The 25,029-nt window shown below is 44.1% G+C and carries 23 protein-coding genes; 11 read left to right on the forward strand and 12 right to left on the reverse strand.

Translation table 11 applies throughout. From position 1 onward, the window contains the following. Positions 1–209: 209 nt before the first annotated feature. Complete coding sequence (locus EL162_RS07775) at positions 210–1,154, forward strand: LysR substrate-binding domain-containing protein (protein ID WP_076555004.1); 945 nt, start codon at positions 210–212, stop codon at positions 1,152–1,154. A 264-nt stretch (positions 1,155–1,418) separates the two neighbouring features. Here EL162_RS07775 and EL162_RS07780 read toward each other — a convergent pair whose 3' ends face one another. After that, complete coding sequence (locus tag EL162_RS07780; protein WP_126331270.1) at positions 1,419–2,867, reverse strand: SLC13 family permease; 1,449 nt, start codon at positions 2,865–2,867, stop codon at positions 1,419–1,421. A 338-nt stretch (positions 2,868–3,205) separates the two neighbouring features. Here EL162_RS07780 and xseB point away from each other — a divergent pair, with 338 nt between their 5' ends. Next, on the forward strand, positions 3,206–3,457 hold the full coding sequence (gene xseB, locus EL162_RS07785; protein WP_126331272.1) for an exodeoxyribonuclease VII small subunit: 252 nt from the start codon (positions 3,206–3,208) through the stop codon (positions 3,455–3,457). A 14-nt stretch (positions 3,458–3,471) separates the two neighbouring features. Here the strand turns inward: xseB and pncB are convergent, their stop codons facing one another. Then, positions 3,472–4,695, reverse strand: coding sequence for a nicotinate phosphoribosyltransferase (pncB, locus tag EL162_RS07790; RefSeq protein WP_126331274.1), 1,224 nt, complete (start codon positions 4,693–4,695; stop codon positions 3,472–3,474). Between the two features lie 204 nt (positions 4,696–4,899). On the opposite strand from pncB, the gene lipB reads away from it, so the two are divergent. Continuing rightward, on the forward strand, positions 4,900–5,643 hold the full coding sequence (gene lipB / locus EL162_RS07795) for a lipoyl(octanoyl) transferase LipB (protein ID WP_126331276.1): 744 nt from the start codon (positions 4,900–4,902) through the stop codon (positions 5,641–5,643). A gap of 33 nt (positions 5,644–5,676) precedes the next feature. Continuing rightward, entirely contained in the window at positions 5,677–6,207 is a 531-nt protein-coding gene (locus tag EL162_RS07800; protein ID WP_126331278.1) for an inorganic diphosphatase, read from the forward strand. Between the two features lie 204 nt (positions 6,208–6,411). Here the strand turns inward: EL162_RS07800 and EL162_RS07805 are convergent, their stop codons facing one another. The 5 genes from EL162_RS07805 to mtgA all read right to left on the reverse strand — a co-directional run bounded on the left by EL162_RS07805 (position 6,412) and on the right by mtgA (position 11,821). Next, positions 6,412–6,876: a hypothetical protein gene (locus tag EL162_RS07805; protein WP_126331280.1), complete on the reverse strand. Its 465-nt coding sequence runs from the start codon at positions 6,874–6,876 to the stop codon at positions 6,412–6,414. Positions 6,877–7,019: 143 nt separating this feature from the next. After that, positions 7,020–8,108, reverse strand: a complete 1,089-nt coding sequence (aroC, locus tag EL162_RS07810; RefSeq protein ID WP_126331282.1) for a chorismate synthase — start codon at positions 8,106–8,108, stop codon at positions 7,020–7,022. Positions 8,109–8,249: 141 nt separating this feature from the next. After that, positions 8,250–8,738 carry a YchJ family protein gene (locus tag EL162_RS07815; RefSeq protein WP_126331284.1) on the reverse strand — a complete coding sequence of 163 codons (489 nt, stop codon included), beginning with the start codon at positions 8,736–8,738 and terminating at the stop codon, positions 8,250–8,252. Continuing rightward, positions 8,735–10,858 carry a polyphosphate kinase 1 gene (gene ppk1 / locus EL162_RS07820; protein ID WP_126331715.1) on the reverse strand — a complete coding sequence of 708 codons (2,124 nt, stop codon included), beginning with the start codon at positions 10,856–10,858 and terminating at the stop codon, positions 8,735–8,737. The genes EL162_RS07815 and ppk1 overlap by 4 nt, the downstream gene beginning before the upstream one ends. Positions 10,859–11,149: 291 nt before the next feature. After that, positions 11,150–11,821, reverse strand: a complete 672-nt coding sequence (gene mtgA, locus EL162_RS07825) for a monofunctional biosynthetic peptidoglycan transglycosylase (protein ID WP_126331285.1) — start codon at positions 11,819–11,821, stop codon at positions 11,150–11,152. Between the two features lie 127 nt (positions 11,822–11,948). Between mtgA and EL162_RS07830 the strand changes: the two genes are divergently transcribed. Continuing rightward, positions 11,949–12,266: a hypothetical protein gene (locus EL162_RS07830; RefSeq protein ID WP_126331287.1), complete on the forward strand. Its 318-nt coding sequence runs from the start codon at positions 11,949–11,951 to the stop codon at positions 12,264–12,266. 72 nt (positions 12,267–12,338) lie between these two features. Here the strand turns inward: EL162_RS07830 and EL162_RS07835 are convergent, their stop codons facing one another. Further along, positions 12,339–13,328 carry a polyprenyl synthetase family protein gene (locus tag EL162_RS07835; RefSeq protein WP_126331289.1) on the reverse strand — a complete coding sequence of 330 codons (990 nt, stop codon included), beginning with the start codon at positions 13,326–13,328 and terminating at the stop codon, positions 12,339–12,341. A gap of 345 nt (positions 13,329–13,673) precedes the next feature. Here EL162_RS07835 and EL162_RS07840 point away from each other — a divergent pair, with 345 nt between their 5' ends. The 4 genes from EL162_RS07840 (at position 13,674) to rnhB (ending at position 17,499) form a co-directional block, all read left to right on the forward strand. After that, entirely contained in the window at positions 13,674–14,756 is a 1,083-nt protein-coding gene (locus tag EL162_RS07840) for a 3-deoxy-7-phosphoheptulonate synthase (RefSeq protein ID WP_076555016.1), read from the forward strand. A 130-nt stretch (positions 14,757–14,886) separates the two neighbouring features. Then, positions 14,887–15,543 (forward strand): Smr/MutS family protein, encoded by a 657-nt coding sequence (locus tag EL162_RS07845; RefSeq protein ID WP_126331291.1) that lies wholly within the window; start codon positions 14,887–14,889, stop codon positions 15,541–15,543. Position 15,544: 1 nt separating this feature from the next. Then, positions 15,545–16,771 carry a lipid-A-disaccharide synthase gene (gene lpxB, locus EL162_RS07850; RefSeq protein ID WP_126331293.1) on the forward strand — a complete coding sequence of 409 codons (1,227 nt, stop codon included), beginning with the start codon at positions 15,545–15,547 and terminating at the stop codon, positions 16,769–16,771. Further along, positions 16,768–17,499 (forward strand): ribonuclease HII, encoded by a 732-nt coding sequence (rnhB, locus tag EL162_RS07855; RefSeq protein WP_126331294.1) that lies wholly within the window; start codon positions 16,768–16,770, stop codon positions 17,497–17,499. Before lpxB ends, rnhB begins: the two co-directional genes overlap by 4 nt. Before the next feature lie 464 nt (positions 17,500–17,963). Here the strand turns inward: rnhB and EL162_RS07860 are convergent, their stop codons facing one another. Together EL162_RS07860 and aceE are read right to left on the reverse strand one after the other, a co-directional pair. Beyond that, complete coding sequence (locus EL162_RS07860; protein ID WP_126331296.1) at positions 17,964–19,619, reverse strand: dihydrolipoyllysine-residue acetyltransferase; 1,656 nt, start codon at positions 19,617–19,619, stop codon at positions 17,964–17,966. A 12-nt stretch (positions 19,620–19,631) separates the two neighbouring features. Beyond that, positions 19,632–22,457 (reverse strand): pyruvate dehydrogenase (acetyl-transferring), homodimeric type, encoded by a 2,826-nt coding sequence (gene aceE / locus EL162_RS07865; protein ID WP_076555021.1) that lies wholly within the window; start codon positions 22,455–22,457, stop codon positions 19,632–19,634. 426 nt (positions 22,458–22,883) lie between these two features. Between aceE and EL162_RS07870 the strand changes: the two genes are divergently transcribed. Further along, entirely contained in the window at positions 22,884–23,207 is a 324-nt protein-coding gene (locus tag EL162_RS07870) for an SH3 domain-containing protein (RefSeq protein ID WP_126331298.1), read from the forward strand. 99 nt (positions 23,208–23,306) lie between these two features. After that, entirely contained in the window at positions 23,307–24,185 is an 879-nt protein-coding gene (locus tag EL162_RS07875) for a hypothetical protein (RefSeq protein WP_126331300.1), read from the forward strand. Positions 24,186–24,220: 35 nt separating this feature from the next. On the opposite strand, the gene EL162_RS07880 is transcribed toward EL162_RS07875, so the two are convergent. Together EL162_RS07880 and folB are read right to left on the reverse strand one after the other, a co-directional pair. Then, entirely contained in the window at positions 24,221–24,658 is a 438-nt protein-coding gene (locus tag EL162_RS07880) for a 2-amino-4-hydroxy-6-hydroxymethyldihydropteridine diphosphokinase (protein WP_126331302.1), read from the reverse strand. Then, on the reverse strand, positions 24,655–25,026 hold the full coding sequence (gene folB / locus EL162_RS07885) for a dihydroneopterin aldolase (protein ID WP_126331304.1): 372 nt from the start codon (positions 25,024–25,026) through the stop codon (positions 24,655–24,657). The genes EL162_RS07880 and folB overlap by 4 nt, the downstream gene beginning before the upstream one ends. Positions 25,027–25,029: the final 3 nt, after the last annotated feature.

Consider the following 25,029-nt stretch of genomic DNA (forward strand, 5'->3'; position numbering starts at 1 on the left):
AAAATCCAAAAGCAAAAATCCTTTGGCTTGCCTAAAGATAACAAATAGCTTGAGTTTATTTTACCCTACTTTTTATCAATTTTCTTGCAATTTTATGAAAAATTTATCTCTTTTTCACAAAAATTTGGTATGATGAACAGCACAAAATTATCCAAGTGTTGATTTTTTATTTATCATAAACATATTATTTAATTTATAAAAGGTTATTTATGGCCATTGACATCGTTATCAATCAGCGTCATCTGCAAATTCAGCTCAAGCAACTGGAGACAGTTTGGCATACGGTGGTCAATGGCTACAATCTTAGCCAAGCTGCCGAACTGCTGCACACCAGCCAGTCCAGCCTATCCAAGCAAATCGCCGCCTTAGAAAATCAACTCAAGGCAGATGTATTCACTCGCCAAGGCAAACGCCTAACAGGCTTAACCGAAATTGGCAAAAAACTACTGCCACACATTGAGGCGATTTTTGCTGAGATTCGTACCATTGAAAATCTCAGTCTTGATTTTAACAATGCCCAAGCAGGCACGCTCACCGTTGCCACGACACACACCCAAGCCCGCTATGTCCTACCACAGATTGTCAAAGAGTTTCGTGCAAAGTTTGACAAAGTCAATCTGGTGCTGCAACAGGCAGATCCTGAGAGTATCGCACAGATGGTGATTCGTGGTCAGGCTGATATTGGCATCGCCACCGAATCGTTACTAAATAACGATGTGCTGCGTTGCCATCGCTACTATGATTGGTCGCATGTCGTCATCGTGCCAAAAGATCATGAGCTGGCGGCATTTGCCGATGTGCCAGATGGGATTGATTTGCCAACTCTGGCGAGCTATCCGCTGGTTACTTATCACGGCGGTTTTACAGGGCGTGGTGCGATTGATAAGGCATTTGCTGCGGCAGGTTTTAGCCCAGAGATTGTCTTGGCGGCACTGGATTCGGATGTTATCAGTACCTATGTGTCAGCAGGTTTGGGCTTGGGCATCATTGCCGAAATGGCATATCAGCCGAAGCACTATCCAGATTTGGTGGCAATTCCCGTCAGTCATTTTGGGCGTTTTACCAGCTGGATTGCTGTGCGTGATGACAGTGAGATTCGCAAATTTGGTCATGAGTTTATCAAATTATGCCAATCGCAATTTGACAGTTTTTAATATATAATAAATTATATATTTATATTATTTGATAAATAAGCCAACCAAATCATCTTTAATTTGCCAAATGTAGCAAATGGCACAAATGATTATCTATCTTTATTGCAATATAAATGAATCTTTGCAAAATCGCCACAGGCAGCATTAAGTTTGCCACTTAATCTGCAAAGATTCACCAAAAAAGCGTGGTCAAACCATCTCAATCCAACTCAAATTATCAAAAAAATACCCATCATAGCGATGGGTATTGATAGCCAAGCTGGCTTAAGTCAAGAAAACATACGCCCAAATTGTAACAATGATAATCGCCACAATATTGAGCCAAAAACCAACTTTCATCATGTCTTTTTGCTTAATATGCCCTGTTCCCATCACGATGGCATTCGGCGGTGTTGCCACAGGCATCATAAAGGCACAAGACGCTCCGATACCAATTACCATAATCAACACCTCAGGCGGTAGACCAAGCTGCACACCAATTGGGGCGAACAATGGCACAAGCAAAGCCGCCGATGCGGTATTACTGGTAAACTCCGTCAAGAAAATGATAAATGCCGCAATCACCAAAATCACAAGCAATGGCGATACGCCACCAAGCATTGCAGAGATACTCTCACCAAGTGCCGCAGAAGCACCCGTGTCTTTCATGATATTTGACAGGGCAATACCACCACCAAAGAGCATCAGCACACCCCAGTCGGTATTATCCGAAATCTGCTTCCAGCTCACCAAACCGAACAACAGCACAGCAACCGCCGCCGACAGTGCAATCACCGTATCTGGCTGCGTAAAACCAAACAGCTCGCCCAACTGCTTGCCAAAAATCCAGCTGGTCGCCGTGATGACAAAAATCGCCATGGTCAAAATGCGTGGCAGCGTCCAGTCGATTTGTTCTTGTACGGTTAGTTGAATTTTTTGATTGAGATTTGGTCGCAATACAAAATACATGGTAGCAAGCAAAAACGGCATCAACACCAACATCATTGGCAAACCAAACTGCATCCATTCAGCAAAACCAATGCCAAGCTCTTTGGCAGCGATATTATTCGGTGGCGAACCAACCAGCGTTCCTAAACCACCGATTGATGCCGAATAAGCAATGCCAAGCAGCACAAAGATAAAGGTATTACGGTCTTTGCTCTCATCTACCTGCTCCAAAAGACCGATTGCCAGTGGCAGCATCATTGCCGCCGTTGCCGTATTACTAATCCACATGGATAGCCCAGCGGTAACGGCAAACATGATACATATCGCACGCCCCAAATGACCGCCTGCCAAGCCAATCAGCCCAAAGGCAATCTTGCGATCTAGCTTTTGGACATGCAAAGTTGCCGCCAATGCAAAACCACCAAAGAATACAAAAATAATTGGGTCAGCAAAGCTCACCAAGGCTTTTTTGGTATCAAACTCAGGGATACCAATAAACAATGCCAAAATAGGCACCAAAATCGCCGTTGCCGTTACATGAATGGCTTCGGTCAGCCACAAAATGCCAATAAACGCCACCAACGCCAAGCCCTTATTGACCAGCACATCAAATGGCAAAACAAATGCGTATAAAACATAAGCCGCAATGGCAGCGATGACGGTGATAATCACACCTCTTGGAGCATCGGCACGCACCTTCCCTGAAGGTGGCACACCATTATCATCGTGCTGAAAATCAGATTTTAGCGTAAAATCCGTCTCTTTTGATTGATCTTGTTGAACCATAAGTTATCCTTAATTCTGTGCGACTTAGTCAATAAATCAGCACAAAGTGAGTGTTAAAAGTCGCAACCTGCAACTTAATTGCTCGTATAATAACAAAACCGCAGTAATTTGCAATATTATTGTCATAATTTTATCATTTTTACTAATAATAAATCGCCAAATACAAAAGCAACCCCGTTCATTCATTGCATCAAATGCCCAATAAGTTGGGCTGTAAATTAACTTTAATAAATGAATATTTTGAATTGAATTAATAAATAGCACAATCTGCTCGCAAGTGCTTAACAAGACAATAAAATTACGCTACAATAGTCAGACCAGAGAATCAGTGAGTAACCATGAGTCAGACCACACATGATAAATTGGGCGTTGATAACTTTAAAGATGCCTATCAAATCCTAAAAAATAATGCCGACAAGCTGGAGCAATCCGACCAGATAGATATTGACAATCTGGTGTCGATTGTTGAAGAATCTTTGGCGGCATATCGTGTATGCCAATCACGCATTGAGGCAGTTGAGGCGGCATTACAATCAGCCTTTGCCAATGCAGGTGCAGGGTCACTTATTGATGGCGATGACGAGGCATAACCACTTTTGAGTACTTATTTAATCTCAAAAACTTGCCTTAAATAAGCAAGATAAGTATCGTCCTCAATCATGGTCTTGCCGGGGCTGTCAGAGATTTTTGCAACAGGTTGTCCGTTGCACGCCACCAATTTTAGGACAATATTTAGCTGTGTGATGCCCATGTCATTGGTAAGATTTGTCCCTATGCCAAAGCCAGTTTTTATTCTGCCTGCAAAATATTGATGCAAATCCCATGCTTTTGGCAAGGTCAGACCATCGCTGAAAGTTAAAATTTTGGTTTTTGGGTCAATTTTTAATTTGTGATAATGTGCGATGGCTTTTTCGCCCCATTGATACGGATCGCCACTGTCGTGCCGCAAACCATCAAACAGCTTGGCAAAATACAAATCAAAATCACGCAAAAATGCCTCCATGCCCACCACATCGGTCAAGGCAATGCCCAAATCGCCACGATATTCACGCACCCAGCATTCCAGTGCCGCCTTTTGTGAATCACGCAATCGCACATCAAGTGCCTGAAATGCCTGCATAAACTCATGTGCCATTGTACCAATGGGTGTCAGCCCCAACTGCTTGGCAAGATAGACATTGGAAGTACCACGCACAATCTTTGGGCAGGCACTGCTGATTGATTTGACCACATGATAATGCCATGCTTTGCTAAAACGGCGGCGAGTGCCAAAATCCGCCACCGTAAACGCCAGCTCATCAGGCACGCCCTTGGCGGTTTGTTCGGCATCGTATTGTTGAAGTAGGGTAATTTTTTCTTCCAAACGCCGCTGCCCTTCTTTGATAATCTGTTCATTGCTTAGGCGGCGATAATACAGTTCATTGACAATGCACAAGACAAAAATCTCAAAAAACATTGCCTGAATCATCGGCCCTTCGATATCAATGTTGAGCAAATTGTCAGCAATAGATACGCGAATAAATCGGCGTTTTAATGAAAACAGTTCCAAATAATCCACAAAGTCAGATTTGATAAAACGCAAACTACGCAAATAATCCAGCTCGTCTTGAGCAAAACTTAGCTGACACAGATAATCCAGCTGCGTCTGCAAATCCTCATACAAGCTCGCCAGTGGATAAGCAGCCTCATGATGATTGCGACAACGAAAACGATACACACCATGCGTCTGCGGAAACTGGTGCAGCATTGCTTGTAGCATGGTGAATTTGTACAAATCATTATCAAGCAGCGAACTGATGATTGGTTGATTTGTAGATAAAATGCTCATAAAGCAGTCCTTGATAATAACTAAGCTGGCAATCTTGGCACTATGATACACAAAATCAACGAATTTTGCACCCTTTGGCATCGATTTTGTGTCATTTATAACCCAAAGTCAGCTTGTGATTTTGGCAAATTTATCAATGTATCTTGCAATCTGTTGGCAAACTCTTTATTATGATACAGCCAAATAATTACAAAAAATCACACCATGAACGCACTCACCCCCTCTTCACAACTTAGCAATCTACAGCCACTTAGCTCGCAGTTTCATGTCCGTCTGCTTGATAATGCCGACTACCAAAGCACACACGAGGCAATGCTTAACCATACCTTGCAACGCATTGAGGATAAAAAAGCAGGCAAAAATCACCCTGATGAATTATGGATTGTTGAGCATCAAGATGTCTATACACTGGGTCAAGCAGGCAAGGCCGAGCATATTTTGTACCGAACCGACACCCCAATTATCCAGACTGACAGAGGTGGTCAGGTAACTTGGCATGGCTATGGGCAGTTGGTGGTTTATTGGTTGTTTGACTTGCACAGACTGGGCTTTGGTGTGCGTGATTTGGTCAGTCATGCTGAGCAAGCCATCGAAGATGTGCTAAGCCCTTATCTGCCCAGCTCGCTGTATGCCAAATCACGCCGTGATGCACCCGGCGTGTATATTTATAATCACGATGGTGATATGCTTGGCAAAATTGCCAGTTTGGGATTTAAGATTAAACAAGGTTTTAGCTATCATGGTGTGGCCATTAATCTTGTCAATAATCTGACCGCCTTTGATGCCATCAACCCTTGTGGTTATGCAGGTATGCCCATGGCAAAACTTGAGAGCTTTGGGCAATTTGACAAGCAACACACTGGCGAATTTATCAAGCAATTTATCAAAAATATCGCCGAACGGCACGCAGGCTTGGTTGAATTACGACCCCAAGATACGCTAAAATAACACGGTTTTTTACTTTTATCATAGGAGCATATTATGGCAGATTTTAACAAAATTTTGGACGCAGGTGATGTTGATGGTGGCATCATCAATGTCGTGGTCGAGATTCCAACAGGCTCAAACCACAAGATCGAATGGAATCGCCAACTGGCGTGCTTTGAGCTTGATCGTGTTGAGCCGATTGCCTTTGCCAAGCCTTGCAATTACGGCTTTATCCCACAAACCTTGGACGAGGACGGCGATGAGTTGGACGCACTGATCATCACTGACCAACCACTAAGCACAGGCATTTTTTTACAAGCCAAAGTCATCGGCGTGATGAAATTCGTTGATGACGGCGAAGTTGATGACAAAATCATCGTTGTGCCAGCCGATGACCGCAACAATGGCAATGCCTACAACAGTTTGGCAGATTTGCCTGAACAACTGATCAAACAGCTAAACTTCCACTTTAGCCATTATAAAGACCTTAAAAAAGCTGGCACGACCGTTGTTGAGGGGTTTTTTGGCGTTGATGTTGCAACCGAAGTTATCAAAGAAAGCCAAAAACGCTGGAATGAGCAATAATCCACACACAATAGCCGAGCAATCGGCTATTTTTATGGGATAAAATCAGTTTGGTTTTGTCAAAATTACCCAACGCAGCATCTTTATTTTTATCATGATATTAAGTTTTAATTAATTAAATTTTATAAAAATATAATAAAAACACCCTGACAAAACAGGGCGTATTATCAACTGTAATAATGCGTACTTGGTTAAGAATTCTTGTTAATTTACCGCAGGTTGAATATCAATCTCAATGACATAATCCATCACAGGTGGCTTGCTGCCAAAAGCATCATACTGCAAACGAATGACATGGCGACCATTGTCGCTGACCTGATAAGACCCGTTGGCAAAGTCGTGCCAGTTTGGACGAACAAGCGTCAGGCTGATGCGACTGTCAGATACCGAAGCCTGTACCGTATCGCCGATATATGGGTAAATAAAATAATCACAACTTTTGCCTGTCATGCTGTCTTGACGCAGAACTTGGGTGCTGCCCACCTTTTTTTGCACCAAGCGAGGACAGCTGTCTTTTTTATTTTTGTAAGTTGGCGACTCTGCTTGCTCCTCTTGCTTTGGCGTGTCGTCAATCGTCAGGATTTGGGTTTCTGCTTGCGGTTTGCAGCCACTTAGCAACACAAGCAACCAAGCAGCACCAGCAATGCAAAATTTAGAGTTTTTTAGCATTATGACCTACTCCCAACCCATCAAAACATTAGCAAAAACAGTTTTGGCTGATTTATTCAAATTCCAATTTAATTAATAATAACTTAATAAATTCAAGCACTTGCCACAGCCCTGTCAAGCAACACACATCACCCAAATAATCATCAGGCGATTGGTTCAATTGGTGCTACAACATCGGCGTTTTGGGCTCGGTGGCGTAGATAATGATCCAAAAGCACAATCGCAAGCATTGCCTCTGCAATCGGAGTGGCACGCACACCAACACAAGGGTCGTGGCGACCTTTGGTAATCACATCAACTGGCTGACCTTGCAAATCAATACTCTTACCTGAAGTGGTAATACTGGCGGTTGGCTTTAGGGCGATAGCAACCCGAATCGTTTGACCGCTGGATATTCCACCCAAGATACCCCCTGCGTGATTGGCGGTAAAGCCATCTGGGGTCAGCTCATCACGGCTGGTATGCCCATATTGCTCAACCACCGCAAAACCATCGCCAATCTCCACCGCCTTTACTGCATTGATACTCATCATGGCGTGAGCAATGTCTGCATCTAGGCGGTCAAAAACAGGCTCACCCAAACCAACAGGAACATTCTCGGCAAAAATCTCAAGTTTGGCACCGCAGCTTGTGCCTTGCTTACGCAAATCATTAATCAATTGCTCAAAGCGTGGCACGGCATCAGCATCACCACAAAAAAATGGGTTATTGGCCACTTCTTGCCAGTCCAATTTATTTGCTTTTTCTGAGCCGATTTGCGTTACATGGCCACGGATAGTAATGCCAAGTCTTTGTGATAAATATTTTTTGGCAATCGCCCCTGCGGCAACACGCATCGCCGTCTCACGGGCAGACGAACGACCGCCACCACGATAATCACGAAAGCCATATTTCATCGTGTAGCTATAATCGGCATGATTTGGGCGAAAAGTATTGGCGATATTGCCATAATCCTTAGATTTTTGGTCGGTATTATGGATAATCAGCCCAATCGGCGTGCCTGTTGTTCGCCCCTCAAACACACCAGAGACAATCTGCACAACATCATCTTCTTGTCGCTGGGTGGCAAATTTTGAACTGCCCGGTTTACGGCGATCAAGCTCAATCTGTAAATCCGCCTCGGTCAATGGCAACCCCGGTGGCACGCCATCAACAATTGCCATCAGCCCCACACCGTGCGACTCACCGCAAGTTGTTACCCGAAAAAGCTGTCCAATTGTATTACCCGCCATAAAGCCACCTTATCAAAATCATCAAATCCAAATGCACCACTGCCATGCTTGTATCATCGACAGCAGATGCCTGTTGATTGTATCATAATTTGCCGATACAAAAAAGCAACAACTGTTTATGCGGTATGTCGTTTGTCATATTTATAAAAATCTGCCGCAGCACGACTGAAATTTTTTGCCTGATTTACATGGGCAGACAGCTTGTCTGTTTCGCAGTATCGGCACAGTTGGATCCAAAAAATACCAGCAAGGCTTATTTTGAGCATTCATCATCTGCACAAAGACCGAATGCTCCTCGTGGCATTCTTGCACACCTGTGTCATTATAAATAAAATCTGCACAAAAATGCACTTTGCTGTGCAGCCTATCTAATTTTGCCACTTGTTTGATGGTCAATTTTTGCCAAGTCAGCTGCTGTGTCCATGCCAGCAATGCCGCCCTATCAAGCAGATGCTGCTGAATGGGCAAAGTCGTGGCGATGATATAGTCAATCTCTTGATACACAAAAGCACTGTAACGAGAACGCATCAGTCGCTCGGCATTTTCTGCAAGCTCTCCCAAATGATATGGCTGACAGCACTGCTCATAAACATCGCCCAAACCACAAGGACAGACAGATAATGTATTCATTTGATATTTAACGATATTTTATTTAATAAATAACTTTGAGCATTGTGCGTGCCACCTACCACTGGATACCATTCGCCAGTGCCTGACAATTCCCATGCCTGAGTGTCATCTTTTAGATAATTTATCAATCCATCTTCATAGATTTTTTTGAATAATTTTTTATCTAAAATTGGAAATGCCACCTCAACACGGTGCAATAAATTACGATCCATCAAGTCTGCCGAACCGCAGTACAGCCGTTCTTGACCGCCATTTTGTACATCATTGGCAAAATAATACACGCGTGTATGCTCCAAAAACCGCCCTACCACTGAACGCACACGGATATTTTCAGACAATCCTGCCACCTGTGGGCGCAAGCAACAAATTGACCGCACAATCAAATCAATCTGCACGCCTGCTTGGCTTGCTTCATACAATTTATTGATAATTTTGCGTTCGGTTAGGGCGTTGAATTTCATAATCACTCGCCCAACTTTGCCCGCTTTGGCATGAGCAATCTCATCGTCAATCAGTCGCATCAGCGTATCATGCAGTGTAAATGGTGCGTGCAAAATCTGCTTGGAAGGCAACGGTCTGCCCATGCCAGTCAATTGCCAAAACACCCCAGCGACATCTTCGGTAACCTCTTCATTGGCGGTAAATAATCCATAATCCGTATATGCCTTGGCATTGCCTGCGTGATAATTCCCTGTGCCTAGATGTGCATAACGGCGGATTTTGCCCACCTCACGGCGAATAATTAGCATCATTTTGGCGTGCGTCTTATAGCCGACAATGCCATAAACCACCACCGCACCTGCCTCTTGGAGCATATTTGCCACAGCAATATTGGATGCCTCATCAAACCTTGCACGCAGCTCAATCACTGCCGTTACTTCTTTGCCATTACGAGCAGCAGCGGCAAGTGCTTGGACAATTTCTGAATTAACCCCAGAGCGATAAATTGTCTGCTTGATTGCCAGCACATCAGGGTCATTGGCCGCTTGCCACAGCAAGTTCACCACAGGGCTAAAGGCATGAAATGGGTGATGCACCAGCACATCTTGACGAGCAATGGTGGCAAACATTGAGCCTGTGTCAGCTTTGTTTAAGCCCTGAAACGCCTTAGGAATGGCGGCAGTAAATGGTGAAAACTTCAGCCTTGGATAATCAAAACTGGTCAAAAGCCGTGTCAAATTTACAGGGCCGTTCACACGGTATAGCTGCGAGCTATCCAATGCAAATTCTTTTAACAAAAACTCGCTGATTTGCTGTGGGCAGTTGGTCGTTACCTCCAAACGCACCTTTTGCCCAAAGCGGCGATTATTAAGCTCACCTTCTAATGCTTTGGCAATATCATCAACATCGTCAGCCAGTGCAAGGTCAGCATTACGCGTTAGGCGGAATTGATAGCAGCCTGTTACTGTCATGCCCAAAAACAACTCGCCAATATATTCATGAATCACCGCCGAAAGCATGACATGATGGTCCTTGCCCCCTGTTAGCTCATCAGGCAGGCGAATGACGCGTGGCAGCGAACGCGGGGCTGGCACGATGGCAAGGTTAATATCACGACCAAAGGCATCTTTGCCATCAAGCGTTACAATAAAATTTAATGATTTGTTTGCCAGTCTTGGAAACGGGTGGGCAGGGTCGATACTAATCGGCGTCAAAACAGGCATCACCTGACTGACAAAATATTCTTTCATCCATGCACGCTGCTTGTCATTTAGCTCATCACGCTTTAGGTAACGGATTTCATGCTTGGCAAGCTCGGGCAAAATATCCTCATTGAGCATACGATATTGCTCATCAACCGCACCATGGGCGATTTTGCTGATGATTTGTAAAATTTCGCTGGGTTTTCTACCATCTAAACTGCTGACTTGATCGCCTTGTTTCATTTTTTGTAACAGGCCTGCAACACGAATCTCAAAAAACTCATCTAAATTTGATGAAAAAATGGTCAAAAAGAACATTCGTTCCAACAAAGGGTGATTGGGATTTGCCGCTTGTGCCAAGACACGCAACTGAAATCTCAATGCCGACAAATCGCGATTAATGTAGCAATTTGGCGTAAACCTACCCTTTTCATCAAACAAACCCTCAAGCTCAATCAAGGCTTGGTTGGCTGTCATGCGATTATCTTGAGCTGTAGACGGGATTGTCGCGACTGTCTCATGCTGTTTATTTGAGCTATTCATCATATAATTCCCAATTGTCCTTAAAAGGCGAAAAATAACCATCTCTCGCCTTGGCTATATTTTTAATTTTGTCTTAATTAATACATCATTATAAATTAAATATCTGACCGCTTGCTAAGTGCCTTTTATTTTGCCAAATTTAGCAGTATCGTCCAACCGTCTTTTAACCATTCTATGGCATTTTTATGACAGTTTGATGACAATCCAAGGCTATAACTGACAAACTCAAGGCAATCTTGCACTGTTCATACGCCGCAAGATAACCCGCTGTTTATTACGCAAGCGTTTGGCGGTTAGATTTTTGCCGTAGTATTTGGGATTGGGCAATAGTGCAATCAATAACGCCGCTTGCTCACGATTTAGCTTGGCAGCTGGACGGCGAAAATAATGCCAAGCCGCCGCCTCAATGCCATAAATCCCCTCGCCAAATTCAGCAACATTCAGATACACTTCCAAGATTCGCTGCTTTTGCCACAGGCTTTCCATCATCACTGTAATCAGTGCCTCTTCGCCCTTACGAATATAAGAACGATGCGAGGTTAAAAATAAATTTTTGGCAAGCTGCTGGCTGATGGTCGAGCCACCCACACTAACCGCCCCTTCTGCCTCATTGGCACGCATGGCTGCTTGTATGCTGGCAAAATCAAAGCCTCGATGCGTGCTAAATTTCGCATCCTCGCTGACGATGGCGGCTTGCTTGACAGGGGTGGCAATTTTGTCATAACCCACCCAAGTTTGCACAACCTCACCGCCTGATAATCTGTGCCAAAGCATGAATGCAGAAGTTTGCACAGGTGCATTCGCCCACCAAATAAGCAGCAAGGCAACCAGCAACTGAATGCCAAAAAATAGCAGCAATATGGGTGCAATTACCCATTTAAAAAGCCAGCGAAACACGCTAAAATAACCCCTATTTTATGCCAAATACACAAAACACCTTAAGCAAACAAACACCGCTATGTCTACCATCTTAAGCCCCAGTACCCGATTGATACTTGCACAACTCAACACAAATAAGCATCTTTTGAGCCACGCTCACCCAGATGGCACACAAATCATTGCTGAGATTTTGGCTTGTTTTACGACAACTCATGCAGCAAAAACATGGTATCTGCTTGGCACTGATGGTTGTCATTTATGCCAAATTGCTACACAAACAGTTAATCAAGCATTGAGTATTATCACAAATCCGCCCACACTGGCAACGCTTGATTTAAGCGATAGCAGCGATTTATTACTCGTTGATATGCTTGGCAGCAGCATTCCTATTTTGATTGCCAACAATCGCCTGCTGTGCTATCCCTTTGGCTTGATGGATATTACCCAAATCATCAATCCGTAGATTTTTTCGCCAAAATCATGATATTATTAAAATTTTTTAAATAATATCAAAAACAGACCCTTCAAACCCCACCTAAGATAGGCGAGAGCTGGCAAGTTTGGTCAATTGATACAGCCCGTCTCGATAGCGATTGTCAGGCAAGCGTGCCAGTGCCTCTTGTGCCAATCTGGTCTGCTCAAGTGCTTGATTTTTGCAGTATTCTATTGCTCCAGATTGTCGCACCAAGTCAATCAGCACCGCCGCATCATCTACCTTGCCCGTCTGAACAGCAATGCGTAATTTATCATAATCATCACTGGCTGAATTTTTTAGAAATTCTAATGTTTTTATGATTGGCAAAGTTGGCTTACCTTCTGCCAAATCATCACCCAAATTCTTGCCCATGATTACCATGTCGCCACTAAAGTCCAGCACATCATCTATAATCTGAAAGGCATTACCAAAATGATAAGCAAACGCCCCCAAATCATCAAGCAGCTCATCACGACCCTGCAATAACGCCGCACCTTTGGTCGCCATCATAAACAATCGTGAAGTTTTGCCGTCAATGATTTGCATATAATCCGCCTCGCAAGCCTCTGGATTGTGCTGATGTTGTAGCTGTAGCACCTCCCCTTCGGCAATATCGCAAGTGCCATCGCTAAACAGCTTTAGCAGTGGCAAATTATTAAACCCAACCAATAAATTAAAAGAACGGGCAATCAAATAATCCCCCACCAGCACCGCTGTGGCATTGTCCCAAGTGGCATTGGCGGTCGGCTTGCCACGACGCAGCCCTGAAGCATCGATAACATCATCATGCACCAAAGTTGCCGTATGCAGCATCTCGGTAATCGCCGCCAGCTGCATTGCCTGCTCACTTTGTATATCTTGCAGCATTCGGGCGGTCAATAGCGTAATCAATGGACGCATTCTCTTGCCACCAGCATCAATCACATGCTTTGAGACACTCATCACCAGCTGCACTTTGGAATTTAGACTGCCAAAAACCTGCTTATCCATGATGGCAAAATCTTCATCAACAATTGCCTGAATCTCGGCATAACTCATTGCGTCATTCATACTCAACACTATCTGCTTGATTATAAAAGCACTATAATAGCACAATTTTATACATCTTGAAATCCAAGAACTTGGGATTGGTTGGTCAATTTTGACAGAAACAAAGAAGCTCCGCTAACAAGCCCAACTTTATCAGACAATGCCATGCAGAAATTTGCTGATTTTTTGGCACATGATTGTAAAAATTTCACAAAAAATTGTCAGAAAACAGCATTTTTGGCTTGTAATCAATAGCAACAACAGGCATAATGTGCTTTATTTTCTCTATGGCATCGCCTCATTGAGCCAAATAGTATCGCAGCAAATCAAATCAAGCTGCCAACTCATATAAAACAGGGAGCTAACATGAGCCAGCCTACCACACAGCACAAAGAAATTGATGACGTGAATATTGAAAAATTCATTCCGCTGATTACGCCAAACAGCCTAAAATCCAAACTGCCCTTATCAGACAATGCTTATCAAACTGTCCTAACTGGTCGCAAAGTTATTGAGAATATCTTAGACGGTGTGGACAAACGCATCTTGGTCGTTGTTGGTCCTTGTTCTATACATGACCCAGTTGCCGCCCAAGAATATGCTGATAAATTAAAAATTCTTTCAGAAGAATTAAAAAATGAACTGTTCATTGTCATGCGTGTATATTTTGAGAAACCTCGCACCACCACAGGCTGGAAAGGATTAATCAACGATCCTGACATGAATGACAGTTTTGATATCGAAAAAGGCTTGCACATTGCACGCAAATTATTGCTTGAGCTGAACGAAAAAGGCTTACCTTGTGCCACCGAAGCCCTAGATCCAAACACGCCACAATATATCCAAGATCTCATCAGCTGGTCAGCAATTGGTGCACGCACCACCGAAAGCCAGACGCACCGAGAAATGAGTTCTGGTCTGTCTTGCCCTGTTGGCTTTAAAAATGGTACCGATGGCAGCATGACGGTTGCGGTCAATGCCATGCAAGCGGTGCAGTCAGGTCATAGCTTTTTGGGTTTGTCTGGTGATGGTCAAGTCGCTATCATCAAATCAAAAGGCAACAAATACGCTCATGTCGTCCTGCGTGGCGGCAATGACAAGCCAAATTATGACGAAACTGCTGTCGCTGCCGCCGAAAATGAGCTTGCCAAAGGCAAAACCAACGGCAAAATCATGATTGATGCCAGCCATGCCAACAGTGGCAAAGATCCGTATTTACAGCCCATGGTTATCCAAAATGTCGCAAGCCAAATCGCCAATGGCAACCAGTCCATCATGGGGCTGATGATTGAGAGCCATCTTAAAGGCGGTCGCCAAAACATTCCTGTGAATTTGGACGACTTAGAATATGGCAAATCAGTTACCGATGGCTGTCTGGATTGGGAGGCAACGGTAGAAACCCTACGAAAATTTGCCAAAACCATCAAGCCACATCTGGCAAATCGCTGATTACACCACAAGGTCGCCCATGGGCGGCTTTGTCGCTTTGGCCAATTAATTTAGCAGCAACACGCTTATTAGCACCCTTATTAGACAAAAATCCAGCAAATTTGCCCAAATTTATCACACATAAATTAGTATGAGCACACCAAGTTTTAAAGATATTTTATCAAAATCACAGCAGCAAGCACTTGCCAAGCTTAGCAAACCTGAGCCCACTGTAACTGCCCAAAAAGCCCCCGTAGCAGCTGACAGACCAACAAGCCATGATGATAAGCAATTATTTTTGCAAGCCATGCACGGGGTCGTACCACTAAAAAACACGCCAACCGTCAGCCAAAAAAAACCAACTGCCATTGATGATAATGCACTACGCCGCCGCATGGCAGCACAAGGTGATGAGCAAATCGGTGGCACATTATCAGACATGCAAGCACTGCTAAATCCCGTTGCTGGCGAGGCATATTTATCCTACAAAAACCCAACGCTACAAAACAAAGTCTTCGAGCAATTAAAACAAGGCAAATTGCGGTGGTATGACGCTGTAGATCTGCATGGCTCAAGCATTGAAGAGGCAAGATCTGCCGTGCAGCTGCTGATTCATCAGTCGATAAATCAAGGCGAAACTGTCGTAAAAATTGTACACGGCAAAGGCAAAGATGCCATCATCAAAACCTGCGTCAATGGCTGGCTACGACAAATGAACGAGGTTATGGCATTTGTTTCGGCACCAGCCAATGATGGCGGCAACGGTGCGGTATTGGTATTATTAAAAAAGAAAAAACTGGGCGACTAAGATGAGCAATCCTACCTTAACCATCGGTATCGTTGCAGGCGAAGTCTCTGGCGATGCATTGGGCGGTGATTTTATGCAGCAGATGAACCAACTTCACCCGAACATTCGCTGGGTGGGTGTTGGCGGACAACAAATGGCAGCACAGGGACTAAATAGCCTGATTGAGATGAGTCGGCTGTCAGTCATGGGGCTAATAGAGGTCATCAAGCATCTGCCCGACCTTGTGCGAGCAAAAAAACAAATTTTATCAGCATTTTTTGATGAAAAAATTGACATCTTTATCGGTATTGATGCTCCTGATTTTAACCTTAGACTGGGTAAGTCATTAAAAAAACAAGGGATTTTTTGTGTGCAATATGTCAGCCCAAGCATTTGGGCATGGCGAGAAAACCGCATCAACAGCATTAAGCAAGCAACTGATTTGGTGCTGTGTTTATTTCCATTTGAGCTGGCAGTTTATCAAAAACATCAGCACCCTGCCGTTTGTGTTGGACACCCCTTATTGAGCAAACTTCACGCCGATACACGCCCCATGCCTGTGCGTCTGCACGAATTTATCCAGCAAACCACAGCATTTGGCACGGCAACACTGAAGCAAGCCAGCCACCGCATTTGCCTTATGGCAGGCTCTCGCAATGGTGAGATTCATGCTATTTTGCCACTATTATTAGACAGTGCCAAAAAAATTCATGACACGCTGCCAAACAGCCAATTTATCCTACCTGTCATCACGCCAGCACAAGCTGATTTGATACGGCAAATCGCACAAAACACGCACCCAGAACTGCTGGCAGCTTTGCATATTTTGCATAACAGCAACCAAAAGCCAAGCGATTTATCTTTAAGCCATGCCTGTATGAATGTCAGTGATGTTGTTGTGCTGGCTTCAGGTACAGCAACGCTTGAATGCCTATTGCTAAACCGCCCAATGGTTGTTGTCTATAAAATGAACAAATTAAGCTTTGCCATCGCCCAGAGACTTATCAAAATCCCCTATGTTGCCCTGCCTAATATTTTGGCTCATGGACAAACTGGCAAGGCAATCGTGCCTGAGCTTATCCAGCATCATGCCACTGCCGAGACAGTCAGTGCCGAAGTTTTCGGCATACTCAACAATCAACAAGCACAAATACAACTGCTACAGCAAACCACTGAGACCTTGCGTGCAGACAGTCATCATGGTGCCGCCCAGTCGGTATTACAAAGCTATTTTCAGAACAAATTATGATTGATCATTCACTCATCACACAATGCAATATCATCATCAAGCCTGATGCCAAAATCAGCGATACGCCAGTTATTATCGGTATTGACGAGGTTGGCAGAGGAGCATTATTTGCCAATCTGACTGTCGCTGCAGTAATTTTACCTGCAACATTTAGCGGTGAATTTAATTCGGTGGATTTACGCACAACCCCAATTGAGTTGATTAACGACAGCAAAAAACTCACAGCAACCCGCCGTGAGCGATTGTTTGAACCCATAAAACTGCTGGCGGCTGATTATGCAATTATCGATGTACCACGCAGTGTCATTGATGAAATCAATGTCTTGCACGCCACTTTGCTTGGTATGCGTCTGGCAATCGAAACTCTGGTTGCTCGCCATCATCTCGTGCCACGCGATACCCAGATTGTTGTTGATGGACATCAATTCCCGAACCTACAAGGCGGCTGTGCTGAATTTTTTTATCAAAATCAAACTCTTATCAAAGGTGATGCCACTCACAGCAGCATTGCTTGTGCCAGTATTCTTGCCAAAGTGCATCGCGATCGCCAAATGTTACTTTTGGATAAGGTATATCCAGAATACGGACTTGCCAAGCATAAGGGCTATCTCACCGCCCAGCACAAAGCCGCCATCACCACGCACGGCATCTTACCCGAACATCGCCGCAGTTACTCACCGATTAAAGAGCTGTTTGCCACAGGGTATCTGAATCATAATTTTTGGTAATTTTGCCCACAATCAACCATGCAGCAGCCCATTATGCCACTGACAAAAATTGGTTTTAATTTTATAACCATACAAACACTTGCCAATCTCGTGCAAAATGCCAAAATGGCATATTGGTGGCTTTGTTGTCTTTTGATACAAATGCGAAAATTCAGCCGCTGATATTATCAATGAATCATAATTTTAGATTAACTTAATTTATATTATATGTAAAATAAAAAAATATCACTGGTTGCAGTTATTATAATGACTATACCAGTTTAATATTAGATGAATTAATAATACTTATTATTTATAATATTTTATATTAATGGCTAATGTGATGGCAAATATTTATTGATAAAGGTCAGCATATCAAATTGCCCAAATCAGCGTGTGGCATTGACCCACAACAAATCCCCAATTGCTGATTGATGGCAAATAAAAAACAGCACATCAACGATATGCTGTTTTTTGGTGTGTAATCAAAGCAAAATACGACGAGGATCTGCAAGCAGTTTGGCGATATAACGCGTAAACACGGCAGCATCTGCTCCATTGATGACACGGTGGTCGTATGACAGCGACAGTGGCAACATCAAGCGTGGCTCAAAGCTCTTGCTGGCAGCATTCCAGCGTGGTTGGAATGATGCTTCGGAGATGCCCAAAATACCAACCTGTGGCCAATTGACCAGTGGCGTAAATGCTGTGCCACCCAAGTTGCCTTGGCTTGAGATGGTAAAGCTGGCACCTTGCAGTTCTTTTGCAGACAGTTTTTTGTCTCGTGCTTTTTTGGCAAGCTCACCAATTTCAATGGCAATCTGCTTAATGCCTTTGGCTTGGGCATCTTTAATCACAGGGACAATCAGACCATCATCAGTCGCTACGGCAATGCCCATATTGACCGATTTGCGAATCAAAATTTGCGTGTTGTCATCAGACAGATGGCAGTTGAATTTTGGATGCTCGGTCAGGGCATACGCAACCGCTTTGACAATAAATGCCAAAATTGTCAAGCCAATGCCCTGTGCCTTAAATTCACCTTTTAGCTCATTACGCAGATTTTCAGTATCTGTAATATCCGCCAAATCAAACTGAGTTACTTGTGGCAGATAAGTGTTATAATTAAGCTGTGGGATTGAGACTTTTTGTAGACGAGTCAAGTCCTCAACCTCAATCTCACCCCAAATCTCTTTATTGCTCATATCAGGCAAGTTTGGCAAGCCTGAACGCACATCTGCCGACGCTGTGGTCGCTTGTGGCTTACTGGCAGCACCATTCATCACCGCTTTAACAAAGGCGAATAAGTCCTCTTTTAGGATGCGGCCATGGGTGGCAGTGCCTGTTACGGTGCTAATATCCACACCCAGTTCTCGTGCCAATTTACGCACAGCAGGGCCTGCATAGACATCTTTTGCTTTTTCGTTCACAACCTGTTCAGGCAGTTTGTCAGTGGTCGCTACAGGCTTGCTTGGGCTTGTCTCTGCTGCCTTTGGCTCAGCTTGCGTTTGAGTTGGTGCAGGTTTTTCTTGGGTGGTTTTACTTTCTTGTGCCACAGGTTTGCCAGCAGCTGCAATGGTGATAAACGCTTGTCCATTGCTGACACTGTCGCCTGCTTTAACCAAAATTGCCTCAACCACACCATCGGTTGGCGATGGCACTTCTACCGAAGCCTTATCAGATTCAACCAAAATCAACGGTTGGTCTTTGCTGACGCTGTCGCCAACTGCCACCATGATTTCTGCAACTTCTGCTGATTCTACACCAAGGTCAGGCAGGTTGTGTGTCTGGCTGCCACCAGTAGCTGCAGCGGTCGGTGCTGGCGACTGCTCTGCTACTTGTTGCTCATCAGCAGGCTCGCTTGGCTCTGACTCCACTACCGCATCAGTCTGTTGGTTTTCATTCGCTGATGCAGAAGCTGACTCGATTGTGAACAACAAGCTGCCTTCGCTGATATTATCGCCTGTATTGATATGAATTTGCTTAATCACACCAGCAGTTGGCGATGGCACTTCTACCGAAGCCTTATCAGATTCAACCAAAACCAAATTGTCATTCTCGCTGACGCTGTCGCCAACTTTTACCATGATTTCGGCAACTTCTGCTGATTCTACACCCAAATCGGGGGCTTTGATTTCCATCACATTCTCCTATTATTTGGGTTCTTGGATATTGCTATCGTTTAATAAAGCTGCATCAGCCTTGTCCTCGCTGCGACCTTGCTGATTAATAGCCTCGTCTGACTCTTCAATCAACTCTGGTACAGGATTTGGGGCACGCGTAGTTTTTGGTGCTGGTGCATCTGGGAAAAAGTCATACTGTGGCTGCGGCTGCCAAGCGGGTGCTTGGTCTGCATCAATATCAAAGCTATTGATTGCATCTTGTACAAGGCGGACATTAATTTCGCCCTCATCAGCCAGTTTTTTCAAGGTGGCGACCACGATATGTTCAGCATTGACATTAAAGAAACTACGCAATTTGGCACGGCTATCCGAACGACCAAAGCCGTCAGTTCCAAGCGTAACATAAGGGCGAGAGTCAGGCAACCAGCCACGGATTTGCTCTGAATAGTTACGCATATAATCCGTTGCAGCAACCACGATACCCTTGTGAGCAGCCAATTGCTGAGTAATCCATGGTGTCTTTTGTTCGGCGGTTGGGTGCAGACGGTTATAATCATCACACGCCATACCATCACGGGTCAATTCATTAAAGCTGGTTACACTCCACACATTTGCCGTGATGCCAAACTCTTCTTGCAAGATGCGAGCCGCTCTTTGAACTTCACGCAAAATCACTCCAGAACCCAACAGTTGCACTTGGGTAGAACGATTGTCCTCAAGCAAGTACATACCACGCTTGATGCCTTCTTCAATACCTTGCGGCATGGCAGGTTGCTCATAGTTTTCATTCATCAGCGTAATGTAATAATACACACGCTCACCCTCGCCATACATACGACGCAAGCCATCGTGCATAATTACCGCCAGCTCATAGCCATAACATGGGTCATAGGTAACACAATTTGGCACCGTGCCAAATAAGATATGACTATGACCATCTTGGTGCTGCAAGCCTTCGCCATTGAGCGTTGTGCGACCTGCTGTCGCCCCAAACAAGAAACCTTGAGCCTGACAATCGCCTGCAGCCCATGCCAAATCACCAATGCGTTGGAAACCAAACATTGAATAATAAATATACATTGGAATCATTGGCAAAGCATTCACCGAGTAACTGGTTGCCAATGCAATCCAAGCACTCATCGCACCTGCTTCGTTAATACCCTCTTCTAGCATATGGCCGTCTTTTGCCTCGCGATAACCCATCAAGGCTTCGGCATCTTCGGCAACATAATTCTGACCTACCGATGAATAAATCCCCAACTGACGGAACATACCCTCAAGACCAAAGGTACGAGCTTCGTCAGGAACGATTGGCACGACATATTTGTTCAGAGCCTTGTCTTTTAATAGTGCTGACAGCAAGCGTACAAACACCATCGTTGTTGATTGCTCTTTGCCTTTTGAGCCTTGTAGTACCTGATCAAAAATAGACAGCTCAGGAATTTCTAGCGGAATATGACCGCTGCGGCGAGCAGGCAAATGACCACCCAATGACTCACGGCGACCCATCAGATACTTATACTCTGCCGAATCTTCACTTGGGCGATAAAACGGCAATTGCTTCAATTGCTCATCAGTAAATGGCAAATCAAAACGATCGCGGAAATACTTCAGTCCTGTTTCGTCCAATTTTTTTAGTTGGTGAGCTTTGTTTACAGCCTGAATTTGGCTTGACAGGCCATAGCCCTTGACAGTTTTTACCAAGATTACCGTTGGCTGACCTTTGGTTTTCATGGCTGCACTAAAGGCTGCATATACTTTTTTCGGATCATGGCCACCACGGTTTAAGTGCATAATGTCCTCATCGCTTAGCTCTTTGGCAAGCTCTTCTAATTCTGGATATTTGCCAAAAAATTCTTTGCGTACAAAGGCACCATCGCGTGCTGCATAAAGTTGATATTCGCCATCAACAACTTCTTCCATGCGTTTTTTGAGTGCACCTGATTTGTCTTTGGCAAGCAATGCGTCCCAATGATCGCCCCAAATCACCTTGATTACACGCCAGCCTGCACCACGAAATACCGATTCAAGCTCTTGGATAATCTTGCCATTACCACGCACAGGACCATCTAGTCGTTGTAGGTTGCAGTTGATTACCCAAATCAGGTTGTCAAGTTTCTCACGACCTGCCATTGAGATTGCACCCAAGCTCTCTGGCTCGTCCGTCTCACCATCACCCAAAAATGCCCAAACCTTACGATCTTCATCTTTAATCAGACCACGATTGGTTAGATATTTTTGGTTGCGTGCTTGATAAATTGACATCAACGGTCCAAGACCCATTGATACGGTTGGAAATTGCCAATAATCAGGCATCAAATAAGGGTGCGGATAGCTTGACAGACCCTTGCCATCAACCTCACGGCGGAAGTTTTCCAGTTGCTCTTCAGACAAGCGACCCTCTAAAAAAGAGCGAGCATACATCCCTGGAGCCCCATGGCCTTGGTAATAAATCATATCACCGCCGTGATTTTCGCTTGGTGCACGCCAAAAATGGTTAAATCCTGTTTCGTACAGCGTTGCTGACGATGCAAAAGTCGCCAAATGCCCACCCAAATCATCATTATTTTGGTTGGCACGCATGACCATCGCAAGTGCATTATATCGCACCAAGGCACGGATTTTGCGTTCCATGTGCAAATCACCTGGATAAGTCGGCTCATCTTCGACAGCAATGGTATTGATGTAAGCTGTATCCAAGCGATTAAACGGCAAGCCTTCTTGTGCTGCCATGTTATATAGTGCTTTTAATAAAAATTGTGCACGATCTTTGTCGGCATTTTTGATGACCGATTCAAAAGCATCTAACCACTCTTGGGTTTCGATGTGATCGGGATCGTTATAATAAGTTGTCATTACGCTTACCCTAAAATTAAATTTAATCAGTCTTTTATAAAATCACACAAAAGACCGCATCAACACACAAGCAGCTGCCCACTCATGCAACTTTATTCACTGCTCAAGGTGAACATGAATACACTTTAGTCTGTATTATAAAAGGATTTGGTCAAAAAGTTTATTCAGTAAAATAAATATCATCAGAATATTCATTTATTTAAAAAATACCAACACAGCACCAAATCATCTCACAGACTCCAATTTGTAGCAATGATAAATCTGCCACGCATAAGGATTATTATACCCTATTTTGGCTGATATTTAAATTTTTTCAGCGGCGGACAAAAGCATTGACAGGGGGGGGTTCTGGGATACAATGCAAAAAATCCACACTGTCATTAGCCAGTAAGCGTATGGCAGCTATCTTGTAATTAAGGATAAGTTATGAATATCAAGCTAATTGCATTTGCCCTGATTGGCACTTTGGGGGCATTGACCGCCAACGCCAACCAATACACCCTGCAAAGTGGTTCGGCATACATTCAGACCAAAACCGATGGCTATGTCTATATGCGTAACGCACCGCACCCAAACGCCACTCGCATACAACGCCTAAATGACTACACCGATGTGCAAGTACTAAGCTGCGAAGGTCGCACCGTACGCCGCACCGATGTCGCCGCTCAGGGACAAAAAGGCAAATGGTGCCGCGTCTCCGCCAACGGTCGCACAGGCTATGTGTTCAGCCCTTATCTTCGTTATTACTAATTGCTAGAGAATTTGGCGATTTATCAGTAATCACCTACCCAACATAAGACCTTAAGCCTTCAACGGTCTTAAGGTCTTTTTTGTATCTTGGTGCCATTTATGAATAAATTATTTATTATTTTTTTAGTTAAAATTGCCATCATTACCTTAATTGTGCAACAAGCCCAAAGTTCTGGTAAGGCAAATCCAGCCATCAGTCCAAAAAATAATGCCCATGATCTTGACCTAAATCGCAGTGAAAATCAGCAATTTATGCTTGAGCATAATATTTTACTCAAACAACAAACTTATGCCATCGGTCAAGAAAAATACGCCATCAATATTTATCAAAAATCACCCATTGGCACGACTCGCTATTTGGTGCTGCACGACAATGAGAATGCTGCTTTTGACAGTGGCTTGCGTGCCATTAAAGATGGTGGATTGTTGGTTGTGCTAGAAAATAAAGAAAGCCGCTATTTGTATGATTTTGGCAAAAATACACAAACCAACACGGACCCAAACCGTATTTTTGACGATAAAAATAAATATTTTGCCCTTGGTCAAGCTATCTTGTCATCGTTGCAATTGCAACAAGACAGCTTGGTTGTTGCTCTGCATAACAACAGCCCAAATTCTACCTTTAAAATGTCAAACATTCACAAATTTGGCAATACGCAAATTGTCTGCCAAAAGGATCGCAATGAAAAAAATCTGTACTGGATACCTTATAAAAACAGCACCGATGCAGGCTTAAACCTTGCCAAAAAACTGTGCAATGCTGGCAGCTATAATGTCGTCAGCGAACAAGTCCCAGCCATTGCCAAAGGCGATGGGTCGTTGTCAATCTATGCTGCCAATCGTGGCATTGATTATGTTAATATTGAAATAAAAGCAGCCATCGCAGGCGACAAAAACAACGAAAATACCGCGATGCTTGCTCAACAAAATTACATCACCACCCTAGCCAAACTGTCGCAAGCCAAGCCAAACAGGTGATTTAACCCTACGCCATAACAGACCCAACTGGCGAGCTACAATAAAAAGCTCGCCAGCTGCTGTATGCCAATCCGCTCATGTGCCTTAAATGGCAAGCGTTTGGGATTGACCTGCCAGTTATTTTTAATGCACACTGCCAAAATATCAATGTCTAATGCCACTTGATAATCAAATTCGGCAGTTTTTTTATGCTCATCGCGACCGCAGAGTTTCTCAATCTGCTTTAGCTGCTGCTGCAAGCTATCATGGGCGATATCCTGATAAAGCTGCAGATGCACGCACACATTGTGATAAGTCAAGCTGCTGCGTGCCTCAATATCCGCCCCTTGTATCACTTGAGAGAGCCTTAATGAGCCCAATCGCCCAAGTTTATCCAAAGCCACATCAAAGCCCTGCTCGGCATGATAATTACTGCCCAAGCACAGCACTGCCTCCTGCACCTTCATCGCTTGCCTGCCACCATCAGTCATCATGTTGCTGATAAATTGGCTTGGCGGCGGACAATTTTCACGCCAACGCTTGCTGCCTGCGTGATGGCATTGGGCTTGTGAATGGTTAGACTGATTTGTCCACAAGGATAATGGCGTAAAATATGTTCAGCAATTCTCTCTGCCAAAGTTTCCAGCAACTCCGCCTGTATCTCATGGCACAATCGCTCGATATCCTCGCACACTGTCTTATAATTAATCACATGAGCCACATCGTCAGATGCCGCTGCCAAGCTCATATCACACAGCATTTCTGCATCAATAATCAGCTGCTGCTTGATTGCTCGCTCCCATGGATACACGCCAATCAGCGTATTGATTTGCAAACCTTGAATAAAAACCACATCGTCCATTAT

The sequence above is a fragment of the Moraxella cuniculi genome, from assembly GCF_900637105.1.
In the GTDB taxonomy this organism is placed as follows: Bacteria; Pseudomonadota; Gammaproteobacteria; order Pseudomonadales; family Moraxellaceae; genus Moraxella; species Moraxella cuniculi.

Excerpts from the sequence above, each read along its gene's own strand:
- EL162_RS07775 (WP_076555004.1), top strand. The coding sequence starts at position 210 with ATGGCCATTGACATCGTTATCAATCAGCGTCATCTGCAAATTCAGCTC.
- EL162_RS07780 (WP_126331270.1), bottom strand. The coding sequence starts at position 2,867 with ATGGTTCAACAAGATCAATCAAAAGAGACGGATTTTACGCTAAAATCT.
- xseB (WP_126331272.1), top strand. The coding sequence starts at position 3,206 with ATGAGTCAGACCACACATGATAAATTGGGCGTTGATAACTTTAAAGAT.
- pncB (WP_126331274.1), bottom strand. The coding sequence starts at position 4,695 with ATGAGCATTTTATCTACAAATCAACCAATCATCAGTTCGCTGCTTGAT.
- lipB (WP_126331276.1), top strand. The coding sequence starts at position 4,900 with ATGAACGCACTCACCCCCTCTTCACAACTTAGCAATCTACAGCCACTT.
- EL162_RS07800 (WP_126331278.1), top strand. The coding sequence starts at position 5,677 with ATGGCAGATTTTAACAAAATTTTGGACGCAGGTGATGTTGATGGTGGC.
- EL162_RS07805 (WP_126331280.1), bottom strand. The coding sequence starts at position 6,876 with ATGCTAAAAAACTCTAAATTTTGCATTGCTGGTGCTGCTTGGTTGCTT.
- aroC (WP_126331282.1), bottom strand. The coding sequence starts at position 8,108 with ATGGCGGGTAATACAATTGGACAGCTTTTTCGGGTAACAACTTGCGGT.
- EL162_RS07815 (WP_126331284.1), bottom strand. The coding sequence starts at position 8,738 with ATGAATACATTATCTGTCTGTCCTTGTGGTTTGGGCGATGTTTATGAG.
- ppk1 (WP_126331715.1), bottom strand. The coding sequence starts at position 10,858 with ATGACAGCCAACCAAGCCTTGATTGAGCTTGAGGGTTTGTTTGATGAA.
- EL162_RS07835 (WP_126331289.1), bottom strand. The coding sequence starts at position 13,328 with ATGAATGACGCAATGAGTTATGCCGAGATTCAGGCAATTGTTGATGAA.
- EL162_RS07840 (WP_076555016.1), top strand. The coding sequence starts at position 13,674 with ATGAGCCAGCCTACCACACAGCACAAAGAAATTGATGACGTGAATATT.
- EL162_RS07845 (WP_126331291.1), top strand. The coding sequence starts at position 14,887 with ATGAGCACACCAAGTTTTAAAGATATTTTATCAAAATCACAGCAGCAA.
- lpxB (WP_126331293.1), top strand. The coding sequence starts at position 15,545 with ATGAGCAATCCTACCTTAACCATCGGTATCGTTGCAGGCGAAGTCTCT.
- rnhB (WP_126331294.1), top strand. The coding sequence starts at position 16,768 with ATGATTGATCATTCACTCATCACACAATGCAATATCATCATCAAGCCT.
- EL162_RS07860 (WP_126331296.1), bottom strand. The coding sequence starts at position 19,619 with ATGGAAATCAAAGCCCCCGATTTGGGTGTAGAATCAGCAGAAGTTGCC.
- aceE (WP_076555021.1), bottom strand. The coding sequence starts at position 22,457 with ATGACAACTTATTATAACGATCCCGATCACATCGAAACCCAAGAGTGG.
- EL162_RS07870 (WP_126331298.1), top strand. The coding sequence starts at position 22,884 with ATGAATATCAAGCTAATTGCATTTGCCCTGATTGGCACTTTGGGGGCA.
- EL162_RS07875 (WP_126331300.1), top strand. The coding sequence starts at position 23,307 with ATGAATAAATTATTTATTATTTTTTTAGTTAAAATTGCCATCATTACC.
- EL162_RS07880 (WP_126331302.1), bottom strand. The coding sequence starts at position 24,658 with ATGATGACTGATGGTGGCAGGCAAGCGATGAAGGTGCAGGAGGCAGTG.
- folB (WP_126331304.1), bottom strand. The coding sequence starts at position 25,026 with ATGGACGATGTGGTTTTTATTCAAGGTTTGCAAATCAATACGCTGATT.